Here is a 17978-nt window from a genome sequence, read left to right as displayed (position 1 = left end):
CATCATCACACCGGATGATTCAGGGAAGCAACATGAACGCTGCGACTTCTGAACTTCCGGCGTAATGCGATGGACAGCAGACGCACGGATGCCTGCCGGCGACGTACGCCGCCAGATCGCGCACCGGTGACGATGGCGGCCGACAGACAGGCTCTCCTATTCAGAATCGGACGACGACCTTGCCTGACGGATGACCGTCGGCCACGAGCTTCAGGGCCTCTCGAATATCATCAAGCCCGAATTCATGCGGGTCGACGGAGGGTTTCACCTCACGGCGCTTGACGATATCGGTGACGCGGCGCAGCTGCTCGCCATCGGCATGCACGAAGATGAAGTCGTACCGCTTGGCCTCCGAACGGGCTTTTCCATCGAACTTCGACCCAGCCAGTGAGAACAGCGCGCGTTTGAGGAACGGCAGACGCATGCGTTTGGCGAACGCCTTGTTGGGCACGCCACGAAGGCTCAGCAGCGCGCCGCCCGGCTTAATCACAGACAGTTCGCGGTCGAACTCGCCGGGTCCCAGCGCGTCGATGACGTAGTCAACCATGATGTCGGACCGCCAGTAGTCCTCCTTGCGGTAGTCGAGGTATCGGTCGGCACCGAGGGCAAGAATCTCCTCGCGGGCCCGCTCGCCGCCCGTCACGACGACCTCGAGCCCCAGCTCCTTGGCAATCGGCACGGCCATGCGCCCAAAGCTGCCGGAGCCGCCGGGAATGAGGACGCTTTGCCCCGGTTTGACGGCGAGAATCTCGATGAATGCCTGCCAGGCGGTCAGCCCGGTAAGCGGGATGGTGGCGGCTTCGGCGAAGTCGTATCCCTCGGGCATGGGGGCGAGCGCGTCGGCCGGCACCGCCGCGTATTCGGCGAGCGCGCCCGGCCGGTCAATCGGCGTGCGGGCGTATACGCGATCGCCGGGTTCGAAACCGGAGACGCCGCTGCCGACCTGTTCCACGACGCCCGCCAACTCGTTGCCGAGCGTGACCGGCATGGGATAGTCCTGTATCAGCTTGACGCCGCCGGTGATGGTCAGAATCTCCAAAGGATTGACGGCCGCTGCCTTCACACGGACCAGCACGTCGCCAGTCCCGGCCTCCGGCAAAGGAGTCTCATGGACCTCAACTTCGGAGATCGCCGTCGTCGTGTCCTTCTCGTAATGACCAATCTGCGCCGCCCGCATATCGCCGCACCTTCCTTCTCGACTGTCGGTGTTTTGCCGGCACTTCGTCTTTCCGAACCTGCCGACCATTAATGTAATATTTAGAATTACATTAGAACATATCGCAACGACCGGATATCGTCAACCGATAGGACCTCGCCGACGGAACAAGAGAAACAGGGAGGAACACATGCACATCAGCATGAAATGCTCGGTGGCGGTGCATTGCCTCATCTTCATGAACGAGGCCGGCGCCGGCAACCGCGTCACCAGCGCGCTACTGTCGGAAAGCACCGGCTGCAATCCGGCGAGCATCCGGGCATTGTTCACCGCACTCAAGAAGGCAGGCATCATCGATGTCCAACGAGGCAATGTCGGCGCCCGCCTGATCCGCGACCCCAAGGACGTGACTCTGCTGGACATCCAGAACGCAGTAGAACCCAACGGATTGTCCACCATGATTGGCATGCACGCCTACAAAGGCCAATCCTGCCCCGTCGCAAAGAATATCCAAGCCGTGCTCACCCCTTCCTACGAGAAAGTCGAGCAGGCCGCCGCCAAGGCCATGTCCACCATCACACTGGCGGAACTCATCGACGACTACCACTCCCGAATCAACGGACAGGATTCGGACGCCAATAAACCGACCGACAGACATCAGGATTGAGCCCAGTGCCCCGTCGCGGCATGTCAAACACAGTGACAAATTAACAAGTAAGACGGCTGGACGGTACGCCGATTTTCGTTGCAATTTCGGCAGTTCACCGCCCCGAAGTTGTGAATTCCTCATCCTCCGCCACTACGGTCCCAGCTTCAGCTGGGACCTTTTTTGCATTTCGGCGCGTCTTCCATCACAGTTGTGGTATCTTCTGGACTCATGCGATAAATTTCGCCACGAACATTCGTTTGTTCTCCGGTTACCAGATACCTAGGGAGTAGTGTATCCACACTCATTCCGCGGCATCTGGAGCAGTAATAACCGACAACGAACGAATGGAGTATCGCATTCATGCCGATGAATGATATCCGACGAACCGATATCAATCTCTCCTCTCTCTCCGAACTGCTGCGGGCCAGTTCCCGCACCGCCGACGCGACCGATACCGGCGCGGGTCTCGTCATCACTGACGAACGCACCGAATACCTGAAAACATATGTCGATATGAATGGCGTCGTCCGTTCCCGCTGGGAGTACCCCGAGCCCGGCCGCAGTGGCCGCATCCGCGGATTGGGCGACTACGACACCGCGACCGTGGCCACGTTCGCGAACCGTCGCGTGGAACTGCCGCCGTTCGCATTGACCGGTGACACCGTCCATCAGGCCATGCGGCTGCGGCTGCATCTCAACCGTCAGGCGAACCGTTTCGCACCGCATCAGGTGCACGCCACACTGCGGATGCCGCAGCTCGCCGCCTCCGTCGACGCACGATACGACGTATTGCGCGCCTACCGGCGGCTGATGCAGAACGTCATCGACGACAGCAACACCGACGCCGTGTTCGGCGGCAGGATCGGCCGCGACATGCAGCTGCTCATCGATGCCATCGCCTCCCCCGCCGGATTGGCGCTCATCGCCGCGCTCATCATCGACGAGGCGGAACGGGTGACGCCCGATGCCGGCAAGACCGACCATGACCGCCGGATGCGTTACGTCGTGGAGGATCTCGACTACGGCGGCACCGATGATGCCGGGCAGCTCGCCGAACTGCTTGAAACCGCCGTGGACCTCATCGCCGGCGTTCGGATTCGCCCCGATATCGCACGAATCCGCGCCATGCGTGCGCTGCTGACCGGCATCGTCAACCGGCTGCCGGACAAGGCGCTCGCCGATGCCGGCTTCACGCGCGGCATGGCCGGCCACGTGCTCATCCTCATCAGCTGGTGGCTCGGCTCCGACCTGGCGCGTCTGGCCGATGCGGCGCTGCGGCTGGAGATGCGCACCGAAGGGCAGCTGGCGGGCACGGACGCATCAACTGACAGCAGCATCGCCGCCGGACTCAAGCCAGTCGGCGGTTCGACCATCTGCACTCGGGCCGTACGCAACGGTCGCCCCGGCTGGAAGCGGTAGGGAAGGCTGCCCCGGTTCCTGTCCGACGCCCAAATCACAACGGACAGGAACCACGGAAGCCGTTTGGTTCCTATTCGTCGTCAATACAGCAACGGATGGGAACCGTACAGTCAGCACGATTCCCATTCGTTGCAACTACAACAACCGACAGGAACCGGGGATTCGGTTCGGTTCCTGTCCGTCGCGAACGCCCGGGACGCTACTCCCCCAGCGTCTCCTTGATGGCACCGATGAACGCATCGAGGTCGTCGGGCTTACGCGACGTGATGAGACGCCAGCCGTTGGCGTCATCCACATGCACCTGCTCATCGACATGGCTGCCGCCGGCGTTCTCGATGTCGGCGGCGATGTAGCGGCAGCTGGTGAGCGTCTTGCCGGGCAGCAGTCCGGCGTTCACCAGCAGCCACGGTCCGTGGCAGATCGCGGCAATCGGCTTGCCCGCCGCCGCGAAATCCTTCGCCAATGCGATCGCGGCCGGATTCACGCGCAGACGGTCCACGTTCGTGGTGCCGCCGGGCACGACCAGCAGATCGTAGTCATCAGCCGACACCGCATCATACGTGGTGTCCGGCGTCACGGTCTCGCCCTCGAAACGGTCGTGCTGCACGGTCTCCACGGGGTCGGCGGTCAGTGCGGCGAGCGTCACGGCGGCGCCGGCCTCGCGCAGTTCGCGCAGCGGCCGCGTCATCTCCGTCTCCTCGATGCCCCAGTTCTGGGTGATGATCAGTACCTTCGCGGCGGCAATCGACATGGCCTGCTCCTTTGTGATGGTAGGGAATTGGGGAATTCACAATGACGAATTCCTCTTCCCATTATCCCATCATCGGGCTATCCCATCATCGATTTGATATCGACCGGGCAGGAGAACCTGCTCTTCATGTCCTTAAGGGACGACAGCGGATCATCACTACTGCCGCTTGACGTCGTCGGCGAAGACTTGGACGTCGAGGACTTCGACGCGGAATCGGACGACTTCGGCGACGCCGACGACGACTGGCTCGGCGTGGCGGAAGCCGACTGCGACGGAGCCTGCGACTGCTGCCCATTCGAAGAGGAGGCCGCGCAATTATCCACCACGGCGCCATTGGAACCTGTCTGGATACCCGTTTCGTTGAGCAGAGGAGTGTTGACGACGTTCAACGCGGACTTCGCGGTCTTGGGTACACGCACCGTATACGCCACCGTTACCGAGCTCTCCGGCTCGACCGGAATCTTGACGGCAACGAAATGACGCTTGTTCAACACCATGTTGGCGACGAAATCACCCTTGTTGTAAGCGATGGATGTAATCTCCCCGTTCGTAGGGGCCATGAAGAACATGCGATAGCTCATCGTGCCGGGATCGGTCGTGCCGACCACGAAACTGGGAAGCTGGCTCACCTGCTTCTTGGTCAACGTGTTCTTCATGGTGAACTCGACCGTGTATTCGTCGCCAAGCTGGCTTTCGTCCACATCGTCGACGACGGTGGAACGGGGCGCGAAACTGACCTTGTCGGAGATGCGGTCCTTCATCGCCGCGACGGTGCCGTCGCATGACCGCGTGACCTTGACCTCGCTCTGCATGTACCAGTCGAGCTTGCTGGGCTGGGTCTCGTTGAGATACACGCCGCTGACCGGCGTCGTCGCATCGCCCGGCAGTTCGCCGGCCGCGTTCTCGTTGATCAGACCCGTCTGCACCAATGCGTCGAATTCGCTTTGCTGCTGCATCCATATTTTCAGATGCGACGACGAGGTCGTGTCCTTCAATGCCTTCAGCAACGCCGAAAGATTCGACGGCTTGGCGTTCTTGAGAATATGGTTCATCACCAGTTTGGCGGCCTTGCTGGTGTATTCGTTCTGCTCGCTGAAATTCGGATGATCGACGTAGAGGTCGCGTTCGAAGAACTTCACCGTATTCGTGCCGTTGAGCACCGTGCCATCCTCGAGTGTGACATTGCCCGTGGCACCGACCATGGCCTGAAGGAATACGGGATCGACCGTGATCACACCGGCGACCTCGCGCTTCTTGTTCTTGGCGTCCTGGTACTGCCACAGGTTCTTGAAGTTCACCGCCGCGCGCTGATAGTCGGGGTTCACGGTGGTGGTCTGCGGCCAATTCCATACCTGCATGCCGTAGAGACGCGCTTCCTCCTCGCCCGCATCGTCGAATGCCTTGGTGGGGTTCTTGAAACCGAGCGTGGTCTTGAAATCGCCGATGTCGACGACGCCCTTATTCGCCGTGACGACTGCGTAATTGCCGACCATGCCGCCGGCCGAACGTAGTTCTGCGGGGTTCTGCACGGTGAGCAAGTACGTCCGCTCCCCGTTCTCACCGAGCAGCTCGGGGAAGAGGTTCACCAGCTCGTCGTAGCTGTCGAGCATCTTGTCCACGGCCTCGAGACCATTGGCGCCGGCGTCCACGGCCGAGGCGACCTGATGGATCTTCGGCTTCTTCAGCGCCTTGAGGGTCTTGCTTTCGCGTTGGATGTCGGTACGCGCCTGGTGCACGATCTTCGGCATGCTGGACAATGCGCTCAGGTCGACGGTCTTGTCCTTCATGGAGAAGCCGGAAAGGTCCTTCGACAGGTTCACCATATCGGTGAACGGCCCTTCGACGAGATTGTTCACCGACTGCAGCATCGTGCGCGCGGCCACGATGTCGTTGCCGTAGGCGGTATGGTCGCGCACCCACGTCCACTGCGGCTTGTTCAGCTCGTCGTTCAGCTTGCGCGAGGAATCGACCAGTTCGTCGGCGGAATCGGAGAGGCTTTTCTTGCTGCCGCAGCCCAACGCCGCGTTGGCCAGGTTCTCGCCGGCGGAGATGAACCGGTTGGCCTCCCAATACATGCGTACGGCGGAGATGCCGAAGATCGCGGTGAACGCGATGACCAACCCCAGGAACACGAAGGCGACGCCCATGGCAATGCGCTTGGGGCGGAGCACCTTGGTCAGCGTGGAATGCCCTTTTCTGCTGACGTGACGTGGGGTGTGACGCATAAACTAACCTCGCATTGAATCCATGTAAGCCATCTATGGATGCCGACTACAACCGTTGATAATACCTTGTTACCCTTATTTGCCGCTAATGCGTCGCCGCACGATGGCATTTTCACGAAATCCACGGTCGAGGCGAACCGTGGATTTCGTAGGCCCCCGATGCCGGTCAGACACAGCGCCCCCAAGCGTCATCGTCATCGAGACGCCGTGCCTGATATGACGGGTTACGCGTCGATGAGCACCATGTGATAGTGCTCGGCCATCTCCTTGAGGCCCTTCGGCTCGCCGTAGACGCCGATGAGGTCGCGCATCTTCTGCTCGTTGTCCTTGCCGAACTTGGCGCAGCGCTTGAGGGCCTTGGCGGCGGTGACGAACCGCGGCGGCTCCGACTTGCTGTTGAAGTTGTCGGCGTACATCACGATCTCCTGCTCGGTGGTCTTCGGCACGTAGTCGGCCACCGGCAGCGGCAGATGCTGCTTCTCGACCATCTCCTTGGTGATGCCCACACCCGTGTGGTTACGGCAGAACTGGGCGATCTCCTCGTCCACGCCCTCAGCCTTGAGCAGGTCGTAGCCGGCCAGACCGTGCAGGATGTACCGATTGCGGTCGAAACTCACCGGCTCGCCGTTGGAGCCGTCGTTGTCGATCACCGAATAGGTGCCGATGTCGTGCAGCAGCGCGCCGACCACGGCCTTGTCGGTGTCGAGCAGACGGTTCGGGACCTTGGTCGTGTACTGCAGGATCATGTCCTTGCCCAGCACGTCGGCCTGGACATAGAGCCGGTTGCGGAAGCGGCAGATCTCGCGCGTCATGTCCGCCACGATCATGCAGTGGCGGTAGACCAGCTCGTACGCCTCCTGCGAGGGCGCGTACTTGCGGTGGAGTTCGTCGATCTCATCGAAATTTGGAATCATACCGCCATCTTACGGCGGCGACCGACCGATTTTCGGAGCATAGAACAGGGAAAAGCCGAGTTGTGGGTGTTTGTTTTGCGAAGCACGGGCGTATCGAAAACCGAAACGTTGCAATTGCAACGGCCAGATTCCGCAAACCGCCAAACAAACACCCACAACTCGCGGTTTCCCCATGCCGACCGTGCAAGTTCTCAGTTTTCTCACAGGAGTAGCCTAGAAATCGGACAGAAAACACACACATACTGTGCCCATAGTGAAAAACACGGGGCCAGGCCGCGCCCGGCGGGGCCGCCGGCCGGGCCCCGTCCACTTTGCATGGAAATGGAACTGGAGAAGTACGCATGTTCGTTCTCAAGAACGCCTGGAACGGGGTGACGCGCCACAAGGCGTGCGCCACGCTGCTGGTCATCACCGCGGTCGTCGTATCGTTCGGGTCGGTCGTCGGGGCGGCGATCCTCGACGCCAACACCACCGCGACCACCACCGCCTACGACAAGCTCGAACCGGCGGTGAACTTCCGGGCCGACCGCACCGCCATCATTGCGAGATACGGCGGTGACGCCAGCAAGGTGGATTGGACGAAATACCATCTTTCCTGGACCCAGTACTCCGACTACGTGCAGAAGTCGGGCGTCGGACTGTCGACGGCGTACTCCGCCGAAACCGCGAAGGTCACGGCCGAGGGAATCAAACCCACGAGGGACGGCGCCACGATCGCATTGACCGGCTTCTCCGACGCCACCGCCACCAAGAACCCCGTCAACGGCCCGTTCACCATCGTGGACGGCAAGGACATCGCCTACGACGAGAACGGCGTGGGCAAGCTGCTCGTGCCGAAGGCGCTCGCCGAGAAGAACCACCTCAAGGTGGGCGACACCATCAAGCTGACGAATCCGAAGGACGCCAAGCAGACGTTGTCGATGACCATCGCCGGCATCTACGAGAACAAGGAGAAGGTCAACGCCGACGTGACCGGCATCGACCCGGACAACACCATCTACACGAGCGCCTACACGTCGAGCACGCTGGGCCTCGTCACGACGGGCGACAGCAGCACGGAGAACGATCTCGACGTGACGATGGTCCTCAAGAGCGCGGCCGACTACGACACGTTCCGGCAGGGCGTGCGCAAGGCCGGATTGAGCAAGTACTTCACCATCTCGTCGTCGACCATCGAGGACTACAACGCCAAGATCGCGCCGCTGAAGGCGCTGGCCGGCAAGACCCGCGTGGCTCTTGTCGTGCTTGACGTGGCGGGCGGCGTTGTGGCGCTGCTGCTGGTCGTCGTGGCCATCCGGCGTCGTATGGAGGACATCGGATTCCTCATGTCGATCGGCGTGACGCGCGGCCGCATCGGATGGCAGTTCTCGCTGGAGACGATGCTGCCGATTCTGCTCGGCTGGATCGTTGGCACTACGGCGGGCGCATTCTCGAGCGCACCGATCTCCAACATGCTGGCCGCGAACGCGAACGCCACGATCGGCGGCGGCACGATCTGGACGATGGTCTGGACCGGGCTGGCCGTGCTGCTGGCAACGATCATCGTCTGCGAGGTGCGGGCGGCGATCGCCAAGCCGCAGGACATTCTGGCATCCCGAATTCAGGAGGCACGATGAGCGACAGGAACACCGAGAAGATGACCGAGGACAGCATCGACGACGAGCTCGTCGAGAACGCCGACAAGACCGTGACGGAGAACGCCGACGACGCGGCCAATGGTGCGGGCAACGGCGAGCGCAGGGCCGATACCGATACCCAGGCCGAGGCCGGAAGCGCGGCCGAGAAATCCTTCCCGAAGTTCGACATCGTCTTCGATGACGCGGTCGAGACCGTGACGATTGACGATGCGGGCAACGCCACCACGGCGGAGACGACCGACGAAGCCGACGATAAGGCCGATGACGACGCCGCCGGGAACGCTGTCGTCACAGACGCCGACGACGACGCCGACAATGATACGGATGCCGACGTGGACGCCGATACGACCGAGGAATCGGATGATGGCACGAAGCCCGAGGGCGAAGGCACAGCGACCGAGGGCGAAAATATGACGTCCGACGGGAACGATGACGCCGACGTGGAGACCGTGGCGGCACAGGTCGCCGCCGAAGGCATCGCCGCGGCCGTAGCCACAACCGCGACCGTGACCTCGTCCGCATCCGCATCCAGGCCCGAGCCCGTGGAGGCGGAGCACGCGGCAGCGCATATCGACCGGGAAATCGACACGGATGACGCGTTCAAGTTCCGCAGTTATCCTGCGCTGGCGCTGAAGCACGCCTCGTATGCGCCGGACCGCAAGGGCGGCGACGTGCTGCACGATGTCGACATGGAGTTCCATGCACGGCGCTTCTATTCCGTATGGGCGCAGTCGGAGGCCGAACGCGTGGCGGTAGTCGGACTGCTGTCCGGCCTGATGGCGCCGACCGACGGCAAGGTGATGTTCAAGAGCCAGGAGCTGCACGAGCTGACGCCGCTGGAATACCGTGGCCATTTCATGGGATTGATTCCGCAGCGGTACGCCTTGCGCGAGGACCTGAGCGCCGTGCAGAACCTTGTGCTGACGATGGAGGCCTCGGGCAGGAACTTCCTCAAGGCCAAGCCGATTCTGGCGGCCGAGCAGCTGGAGGCCGTCGGCTTCCCGGATGCGAAGAACGACAGGCCGGTGCATGACCTGCTGGAAGTGGAGAAGCGCAAGGCGGCGATTGCCCGCGCGCTGGTGTGCGAGGCGAACGTGATCCTCGCCGACGACCCCACCGGCCAGCTGGGCGACGAGGCGCGTCAGGAGATCATGACGCTGCTGCGCCGGCTCACACGCCGCGACGACCACTGCGTGATCCTCGTGACCGAAGACAAGGAGACCGCGGAATCCGCGGATATCATGTACCGTCTGTAGGCCTTCGGGAAGCCGGCGGACACCGTTACCGTTGCGGGGACTCGTCGGCGAACGAACGACAGCAAGGGGCGCGACCGCCGTCATGGACGGGGTTGCGCCCTTTCCATACCATGCGTTATGGTGGACTGCCCAGAGGGTAGCCGTGACGCGGTCCTCGGAGTCTTTCGGCGGTCCATTATGCTCCGGCTCTTATGTCACAGCGATTCACAGCATGACAGACGGAGGTGGATATGACCGATAATCATACTCATTCACAAGGCGACATGAACGATCCGCGGCATTCGCGGCGTCTGTTCGCCACATTGGCGTTGACCGGCACGGTGTTCGTGGCCGAGGTCGTGGGCGCGCTGCTCACGGGGAGTCTGGCGCTGCTCGTGGACGCCGGACATATGCTCACCGACATCTCGGTGCTGACCGCGTCCGCCGTCACCGCGGTGCTGATCCGGCGCCGTCCCAATGCGGAGCGCACGTGGGGTTGGGCGCGGTTGGAAATCATCACCGCTGCCGGCGGCGCGATCGCGCTGATGATGGTGGGCCTCTACGCCCTCTTCGAAGCGTGCAAGCGGCTGTTCACCGGCGGCGAGGCGATGCAGGAGCCGAAGCTGCTGCTGTTCTTCGGCATCCTCGGTCTCGCGGCGAACCTCGGCTCGCTTGCCATCCTCATGGCCGACCGTTCGGCGAACATGAACATGAAGGCGGCGTTCCTCGAGGTGGCCAACGACGCGCTCGGTTCCGTGGCCGTGGTGATTTCCGCGGTCTTGGTGATGACCACCGGCTGGACGAACTTCGATTCCGTGGCCGGCCTCATCATCGCAGTGCTGATGATCCCCCGCGCCGGCAAGCTCCTGCACTCCAGCATGCGTGTGCTGCTCGAGGAGACGCCGGAGGGGCTGGACCTCACCGAGGTGCGTGAGCATCTGGAGAACGTGACGCATGTGGTCGGCGTGCACGACCTGCACGCCAACATGGTGGCCACGGGACTACCAACACTCAGCGCCCACGTGGTGGTCGACGCCGATACCGTGCACGATTACGAAAGCATCCTCACCGCGTTGCAGACGTGCGTGCGCGATCACTTCCCCGTCTCCGTGGAACATTCCACGTTCCAGATCGAGCCGGAAGGCTATACGAACATCCGCGACGGCGTGTTCCACAAGTAGCGTCGTGGCCGACCACCGTAAGAGGAAGTGAGAGGAGCCGGCCACACGAGGGGCCGGCCACACGGTTCGGTCGTCTGCGCCTGGAATCTACGCCTGGAAGAAGTCGGGGCGCAGGGGGTCGCCAGGCTCGTTGTCGAGCGTGCCCTCGGCGTGGAAGAACTCACGCCAGAAGTCGAGGCTCTGCCCATACGGATGCGCGTCGGCGCCATGCGCCTGCAGGTCCGCCTTGGCCTCACGCACGTCGAGGTTCGTCAGCCCGTCGAAATACGACAGCAGTCCCTCGAACTCGCTCCTCGTGTAGAACAGGTTCGACACGATCTCCGTGAGCCGCTGGGCGCGTGCGATCGGCAGCGAATCCCACGAACGCAGCTCCACGAAGTTCTTGAGACGCACGTCGTTGAAATGCGTGGAGATGATGTGGTTGATCTCCGCCTGGTTGAGCTCGCGGTCGGGGTAGATCGTCGCGGCGTCGTCATACGGCGCGGAGAACACCGGCCGGTCGCCCGTGTATTCGGGCGTATGCGAAAGGTCGGCGATGAACACCGGGGTCGTCAGCACGTCGACGGCGTAATGCTCCCAGTCGTAGTTGTCGTCGTAGAGTCCCCACAGCTGGCCCGTGCGCTGCGGGTCGATCCAATCCCACATCTCCTGACGCAGCAGCGGATACGGGTTGGTCTCCTTCTCGAAGTTCGGCGTATTGCGGAAGAACCACGCGAGAATCGGCCCGATGGCGGTGCCGATGCGGAGCTTGTCGATGGCATCTCGCTCGCTGAAGTAGTCGATGCTCACCTGCGTGGACGCGGAGGCGCGCATCATGCAGAATCCGAACCTCGCGATGCGGCCGAAATACTTCTGCATCGCGTAGTAGCGATGCTTCGGGATGATTTCAATTTCCTTGTACGACGTATCCGGCTGGTATCCGAAGTTCACGAGACGGATGCCGAACTTGTCGAGGATGGGGTCGAGGTCGCGACGGAATTCGGTGTACAGGGCGTCGAGGTCGTCGGCGTGCTTGAGCACGCCGAGGGAGCATTCGATCTGCCCGCCGGGTTCGAGCGAGACGGCGATGCCGGGTTTGCCAAGACCAAGCAGATGCCCGTCCTCGTAGTATTCGCGCGAGGGGTCGTAATACTGCGTCAGCGCCTGCAGCACGTTGCGGATGCCGTGCGGTTCGGCGTAGGTGACGGCTTTGCCGGTGTCCTTGCGGATGGGCAGATGCTCGATCTCCACGCCGAATCCGTAGTGGTCCGGGGTCTTGACGCCGGATTCAAAGAACTTGACCAGGCTCGCCACATGCTTGGGATTGGCGGTGGTGCTCTGGTGAGCGAAATCAAAGGCTCGTATCGTCATGCTGTAGAGCGTACTGCAAATCATCCACCGACGCGTGAACACGCCTATACGAATAATCGATAGGACGCGTAAGCGGCGGTCACAGCTCCTCGATGCGGTATTCGCCGGTGCGGTTGGAGGCGATGATCATATGGTTGTTCGGCAGGGTCTTCCAGCCGTCGCGCTCGCGCTGCTCGAAGCCGGAGCTGGCGGCCACCACTCCCCCGCCGGCAAGCTCGCGGTAGCGGATGCGACGGTAGTCGGCGGCGTGCTCGGCCTGGCCATAGCGGGCGTACAGCTCCTCGATCTCCTTCTCGGGCTTGAGGCTGCCGACCGCGTGCACGCAGATGTACGTGTCGCCGGTCTGGATCATGCAGTTGTATGAGGAACGCGGGCACAGGCCACGCAGGTCGGCGATGGCCTCGCGCGCGGCGTCATGCAGTTCAAGACCCTTGTGATAGTACGAAAGCACCAGCGCGAAATACACGGCCGAATCGCTTTTGCCGCCCGTGCGGAGCATATCGAGCTCCGAGACCGGCTTGCTGGGCGCACGCACGATGTTGCGCTGATTGAGGTCGCTGATGTCGCCGTTGTGGATGAACGAGACGCCGTCGGCGAAGAACGGCTGCTGATTCTCCATGATGAGCGGCAGATTCGACGACGCCAGACGAAGATGATACAGGCCGCCGCGCGCTCCCTGGCATTCGATGGAACGGAACACCGGGTCGGCGTAGGCCGACGACGTGGACTTGTAGATGCTCACGTTGGATGACGGCGTGGGCGCGCCGCCGTCGTAGATGCCGGCCGGCTCGGGCGGGTCGGTGACGAGCGCGGCGCCCCATCCGTCGTTATGGATGATCGCCATCTGCTGGAATGTTTCGAGCTGCGAGGACGTCAAGACGTCGTCGAGGCTCTGATTGTCACCCGAGGTCGCATATCCCAACAGTCTGCACATAATCACCTACGATACAGGCTGGGCGACGCAAATCGCCCATGCCCGTTATAGCCGTTGTCTATATCGCTCATTCGATGGCGTCGATGGATGCCGGGGCGCGCCGCACGGCCCTAGGCTTGGGTTTGGACGGCGGCGCCGGTTTGTCGGATGTCGTCGGTTTGCCGGATGGCTTCGGCTTGTCGGATGACGCGGCCGTCGCCGCCGTCTTGGATTTGGCGGACGTCGATTTTGCCGTCGTCGACTTTGCGGCCGTCGATTTGGTCTTCTCGACGGTTGTCGTCTTCTCGGCAGACTTGGCCTTCTCGGCGGACCGGCCCGTGGCGGACGACCTGGTCCTGGTCTTCGACGGGACCGCGGCCTCGGAGACGGCATCGCGGTCGGTCGTGGATTCGCCCGACTTCTCCAGATATTCGTCGCTTTCCTTGGCGGCGAGCGCGGCGGCGCGGGCGTTCTCCATCTCCTCGCGCTGTTCGGCGCGGATCTGCTGCAGCGTGACGGGCCGCTTCGGCTTGCGCAGCGCCACACGCTTGAGTCCCGGCACCTTGTGCGTGGAGACGAACAGCGGCTGAATCTCGACGACGGGGTTGTACGCCGTGAGGCCGAACCATTTGACCGGGTTGCCGGCCACGTGACGAATCGCGTACTTCACGCGCAGCGACGTGGCGCCGCGCGATGTGATCTTCGATTCCGGCATCAACGCCTTGTGGACGAGCACGTACTGGATCGTGCCGATCTCGGGGTCGGCGTCGACCTTCGGGTACATCGAGGTCTGACGGGGAAGCGTGCCGTCCTTGATGAGGTCGTGCATGATCTGATGCAGGTATGTGGCCACGTTCTGTGAGACCTTGAAGCCGAGGCGGATGCGCACGCGGAACAGGAAGCTCGTGCCGAAGTTCTCCACGGAGTATTCGCGCGTGAACGGGTCGTCGGTCACCTGCACCGACACGGCCCACCATGCGCGGGCGCGCTTCGGATGGTTGGCGAAGATGGAGTAGAAGATGTCGGTGTCGAGACGACGCAGCTCGTTGTCGGACGTCAGATAGACGAGGTTGTCGGCGTAGTACGGAATCTTGAAGTCGCGGTGCAGCGCGTCGAGGGCGGGCAGGAACTCCTTGGGCCACATGTGGCGGCGCTGCGAGCGTTCGACCTTCGTGCCCTGGTCCCACGTGTACATGACGCCGAGGATGAGCAGGGTGAGCAGCATGGTGAACCAGCCGCCGTGCAGGAACTTCGACATGGACGCCAGGAAGAACAGGATCTGGATGGCGAGGAAGATGATGGCGAACACGATGGCGAACACGCGGCGCTTCCACGCGCACCAGATGTAGGCGGCGAGCAGGATCGTGGTGGTGATCATCGTGATGGTGAGCGCAAGGCCGTATGCGGCGGTGATGCGTTCGGAATCACGGAAGATGGCGAGTACGGTGAGCGTGGCCACGCACAGCACGAGGTTCACCGTGGGGATGTACAGCTGGCCGCGGGTACGCGCCGGGTAGCGCACCTGCAGATGCGGCATCCAGTTGAGGCTCGTGGCCTCGGAGATCATGGTGAACGCGCCGGTGATGAGCGCCTGCGAGGCGATGACGCCCGCAGCAACCGACAGCACGACGGCGATGGAGCGGATGCTCGGCGTCATCATCTGGAAGAACGGGTTGAGGCTTTTGACGTCATAGAGTTCGGTGTTCGACTGGTTGCGCAGCATCCACGCGCCCTGGCCGAAGTAGTTGAACACGAGGGCGACCTTGATGAATGGCCATGTGGCGTAGATGTTGCCGCGGCCGACGTGGCCCATGTCGGAGTAGAGGGCCTCGGCGCCGGTGGTGGCGAGGAACACGGTGCCCATGATGGCGAGGCCGGCCTTGTTGGCCGGGTCGAACAGCAGGAACCGGATGCCGAACCACGGGTTGAGCGCCTCGAAGATGCTCCAGTCCGCGCCGATGTTCACGATGCCGACGACGGCGAGGAACGAGAACCAGATCATGACGACGATGCCGAACACCTTGCCGATGCGTTCGGTGCCGCGCGACTGGATGCAGAACAACACCACGATGATGACCACGGTGATCATCAGGGTGAGGTTCGCGTTGCCATCGAATACGGGTTCGATCTGCGGAATGGTCTTGAGGCCTTCGACGGCGGACGATATGGAGACGGCCGGTGTGAGCACGGAATCGGCGAGGAACGCCGCGCCGCCGATCATGGCGGGGATGGCCAGCCATTTGCCGAAGCGCCGCACCATGGAGAACAGGGCGAAGATGCCGCCCTCGCCCTTGTTGTCGATGCGCATGGCGATGAACACGTATTTGACGGTCGTGATCAGCGTGATGGACCAGAACAGCAGCGACAGCATGCCGAGCACGGACTGGCGGTCGGCGTATTGGATGCCGCCCTGACCGGCGAGGAATGATTGGGCCATGTACAGGGGCGATGTGCCGATGTCGCCGTACACGACGCCCAATGCGACGATGCACATGCCCAGCTGGATGCGGTTCGGTCCGTTCTGCACGCCCCGCCACCAACGCCCGATCGGCGTATGCGGGGTCTTCGCGGCCTTCTTCTCGGCCTTGCTGGCCTCACGCTTGGCGCGTGCGGCCTCCTCCCTCTCCTCGGCGGTCACGATGTGCCGTGATATCTTCGGCGGTTTGACAATGCCCTTGGGGAGCAGCGACCCGGTGTCCTCGGCAGTCATCGGCGCCTTACTGTGCGCCTTCTTGCTCGTCTTCGCCGCACCGGACTTTCCGGTCTTGGGCGAGGCGGTCTTGGCCGGGGAGGATTTGGCTTCCTCCGTCACTTGGAACCTCCAACACTTTCAGTCAGTATCAGGAATTCACATCATCCTTACGTTTTTCAACGCCAATTTACGCTACCACCGCCGTAAGGAATTAGTAAATCCAGACGGCAACAAAAAACGGCAAAAAACCTAAATCGTTGTGAACATTAGGAAACGCTCGTTTTTTTCCTAACGTTTTCCTAATGCCCTCCGAACCGGAACAAGCCGAAATATGACGACGGATGGCGCGGTTCCGTCGCTTCATGGCCGACCACGGACGGATGGCACGCTTATGAAAGCCGGTTACAAAAGATGGCTGCAAAAGACGATTCCGAAAGACGGTTATACAAGCCGGTTGCGGAAGGACAAGGACGACGACGCGCGCAACCGGCACATGCCGTATGTTCAGATGCGGTAGACGCGGCGCGCGTTCTCACGGGTGATGGCGGCCATCTCGTTGACGGGGATGTCGAGCACGTCGGCCATGGCCACAAGCGTGTAGGGAATCATATACGGCGCGTTCGTACGGCCGCGATACGGCATGGCGGTGAGATACGGCGCGTCGGTCTCCACGAGGATATGGTCACGCGGGGTGAGCGCAAGCGCGGCGCGGATGCCGTCGTTGCCCTTATAGCTCACAGTGCCGGAGAAGCTCAGATACCAGCCCTGCTCACGGGCGATCTCACCCATCGCCGCGTCGCCGGAGAACGAATGGAACACGGTGCGGTCGGGCGCGCCGTCCCTGAGGAGGATGTCGATGCAGTCGGCATGGGCGTCGCGGTCGTGAATCTGCATGGGCAGGTCGAGTTCCTTGGCGAGCGCGATGTGGGCGCGGAACGCCTCGCGCTGATAGTCGCGGGCGGCGTCGCCGGTGCGGAAGAAGTCAAGGCCGGTCTCGCCGATGCCGACGACGATGTCCGGATGGGCGACGGCGAGACGGTGGACCTCGGCGAGCGCGTCGTCGAAGCTGATGTCGTGCCACGGCTGGTACTTGAGTTCGAGGCCGTCGGGGCCTTTGGCGCCGCGATGGCCGTGGAGCACGGATTCGTTGGGGTGGATGGCGATGGCGGCGTGCACCCGGTTGGGGTGCGCTTCGGCGAGATCGATGGCGTCGCGGAGATTCGGGTACTCGCAGCCGACGTCGATGATCTGGCGGACGCCTACCGCAGCGGCCATATCGAGCAGTTCGGCCTCGGAGTAGACGGGCACGGGCGGCTGGCCCTTGGCCGCGGCCTCGTGGCTCATCGCCCTGGAGAACGGGACGACGGATTTGACGTGCGTATGGTTGTCGATGGTCCATTCGGTGAGCGGTTCCGGAGCGGGCGCCCAGCTGCGGTTGCGGTGATGCTTTGCCATACGCACCAGTATGGCGCGGCGGGGCGATTGCGGAAGCCGGCAGGGACGCGGGTGCGAGTGCGGCGTGTCCCGCGTGACGTACCAGTCATGAAAATGAGAAACCCGGTGGGGATTGGCCACCGGGTCATCAGAGAAAGGAAGAGAGAAGAAGGGTTAAGTTATATTCCGCTTACCGGATGATGCGAGTTCGTCGCATCATCCGTGGGACTGTCAGCCTCACTGCTTGCTGACGATTTATATATAACCACCCGTTTCTGGGTACAACGATGCGAAACCGGGTTAAGGGTCAAAACGTGGGTCTTAAATCCGTGGTGAGGTGTTCTCCGGTCTTGCGTGTCGGGGTGTGATTAACGTTTTGGGTGTTAATCCGGCGGGGTGCTTGACTTTTCGGGTTGGCTTGT

At 62.2% G+C, this 17978-nt stretch carries 13 protein-coding genes; 5 read left to right on the top strand and 8 right to left on the bottom strand.

Translation table 11 applies throughout. From position 1 onward, the window contains the following. Positions 1–160 precede the first annotated feature (160 nt). On the bottom strand, positions 161–1177 hold the full coding sequence (locus tag KIH77_RS01570) for an NADP-dependent oxidoreductase (RefSeq protein ID WP_219099348.1): 1017 nt from the start codon (positions 1175–1177) through the stop codon (positions 161–163). 169 nt (positions 1178–1346) lie between these two features. Between KIH77_RS01570 and KIH77_RS01565 the strand changes: the two genes are divergently transcribed. Both KIH77_RS01565 and KIH77_RS01560 read left to right on the top strand, forming a co-directional pair. Then, positions 1347–1823: an RrF2 family transcriptional regulator gene (locus KIH77_RS01565; RefSeq protein ID WP_219099347.1), complete on the top strand. Its 477-nt coding sequence runs from the start codon at positions 1347–1349 to the stop codon at positions 1821–1823. A 342-nt stretch (positions 1824–2165) separates the two neighbouring features. Beyond that, positions 2166–3224, top strand: coding sequence for a hypothetical protein (locus KIH77_RS01560; RefSeq protein WP_219099346.1), 1059 nt, complete (start codon positions 2166–2168; stop codon positions 3222–3224). Positions 3225–3423: 199 nt separating this feature from the next. Here the strand turns inward: KIH77_RS01560 and KIH77_RS01555 are convergent, their stop codons facing one another. The 3 genes from KIH77_RS01555 to KIH77_RS01545 form a co-directional block, all read right to left on the bottom strand. After that, the gene (locus KIH77_RS01555; protein ID WP_219099345.1) at positions 3424–3975 is read right to left on the bottom strand and encodes a type 1 glutamine amidotransferase domain-containing protein; all 552 of its coding nucleotides are present in this window, start codon (positions 3973–3975) and stop codon (positions 3424–3426) included. A 77-nt stretch (positions 3976–4052) separates the two neighbouring features. Then, positions 4053–6200 carry a DUF4012 domain-containing protein gene (locus tag KIH77_RS01550; RefSeq protein ID WP_219099344.1) on the bottom strand — a complete coding sequence of 716 codons (2148 nt, stop codon included), beginning with the start codon at positions 6198–6200 and terminating at the stop codon, positions 4053–4055. Between the two features lie 224 nt (positions 6201–6424). Beyond that, positions 6425–7114 (bottom strand): HD domain-containing protein, encoded by a 690-nt coding sequence (locus tag KIH77_RS01545; RefSeq protein WP_219099343.1) that lies wholly within the window; start codon positions 7112–7114, stop codon positions 6425–6427. Between the two features lie 341 nt (positions 7115–7455). Between KIH77_RS01545 and KIH77_RS01540 the strand changes: the two genes are divergently transcribed. From KIH77_RS01540 to KIH77_RS01530, 3 genes are all read left to right on the top strand, one after another. Further along, positions 7456–8730 carry an FtsX-like permease family protein gene (locus KIH77_RS01540; protein ID WP_219099342.1) on the top strand — a complete coding sequence of 425 codons (1275 nt, stop codon included), beginning with the start codon at positions 7456–7458 and terminating at the stop codon, positions 8728–8730. Next, entirely contained in the window at positions 8727–10007 is a 1281-nt protein-coding gene (locus tag KIH77_RS01535; protein ID WP_219099341.1) for an ATP-binding cassette domain-containing protein, read from the top strand. Before KIH77_RS01540 ends, KIH77_RS01535 begins: the two co-directional genes overlap by 4 nt. A gap of 230 nt (positions 10008–10237) precedes the next feature. Beyond that, positions 10238–11167: a cation diffusion facilitator family transporter gene (locus tag KIH77_RS01530; protein WP_219099340.1), complete on the top strand. Its 930-nt coding sequence runs from the start codon at positions 10238–10240 to the stop codon at positions 11165–11167. An 87-nt stretch (positions 11168–11254) separates the two neighbouring features. On the opposite strand, the gene KIH77_RS01525 is transcribed toward KIH77_RS01530, so the two are convergent. From KIH77_RS01525 to KIH77_RS01510, 4 genes are all read right to left on the bottom strand, one after another. Beyond that, positions 11255–12517: a glutamate-cysteine ligase family protein gene (locus tag KIH77_RS01525; RefSeq protein ID WP_219099339.1), complete on the bottom strand. Its 1263-nt coding sequence runs from the start codon at positions 12515–12517 to the stop codon at positions 11255–11257. Between the two features lie 79 nt (positions 12518–12596). Beyond that, positions 12597–13451, bottom strand: coding sequence for a class II glutamine amidotransferase (locus tag KIH77_RS01520; RefSeq protein ID WP_219099338.1), 855 nt, complete (start codon positions 13449–13451; stop codon positions 12597–12599). A 67-nt stretch (positions 13452–13518) separates the two neighbouring features. Beyond that, positions 13519–16140, bottom strand: a complete 2622-nt coding sequence (locus KIH77_RS01515) for a KUP/HAK/KT family potassium transporter (RefSeq protein WP_219099554.1) — start codon at positions 16138–16140, stop codon at positions 13519–13521. Between the two features lie 486 nt (positions 16141–16626). Further along, positions 16627–17577: a TatD family hydrolase gene (locus KIH77_RS01510; RefSeq protein ID WP_219099337.1), complete on the bottom strand. Its 951-nt coding sequence runs from the start codon at positions 17575–17577 to the stop codon at positions 16627–16629. Positions 17578–17978 lie beyond the last annotated feature (401 nt).

It is taken from the genome of Bifidobacterium pluvialisilvae (genome assembly GCF_019331695.1).
Lineage (GTDB): Bacteria > Actinomycetota > Actinomycetes > Actinomycetales > Bifidobacteriaceae > Galliscardovia > Galliscardovia pluvialisilvae.
Note: the sequence above shows the minus strand (reverse complement) of the source record. Positions and strands in the feature narration are given on the sequence as shown.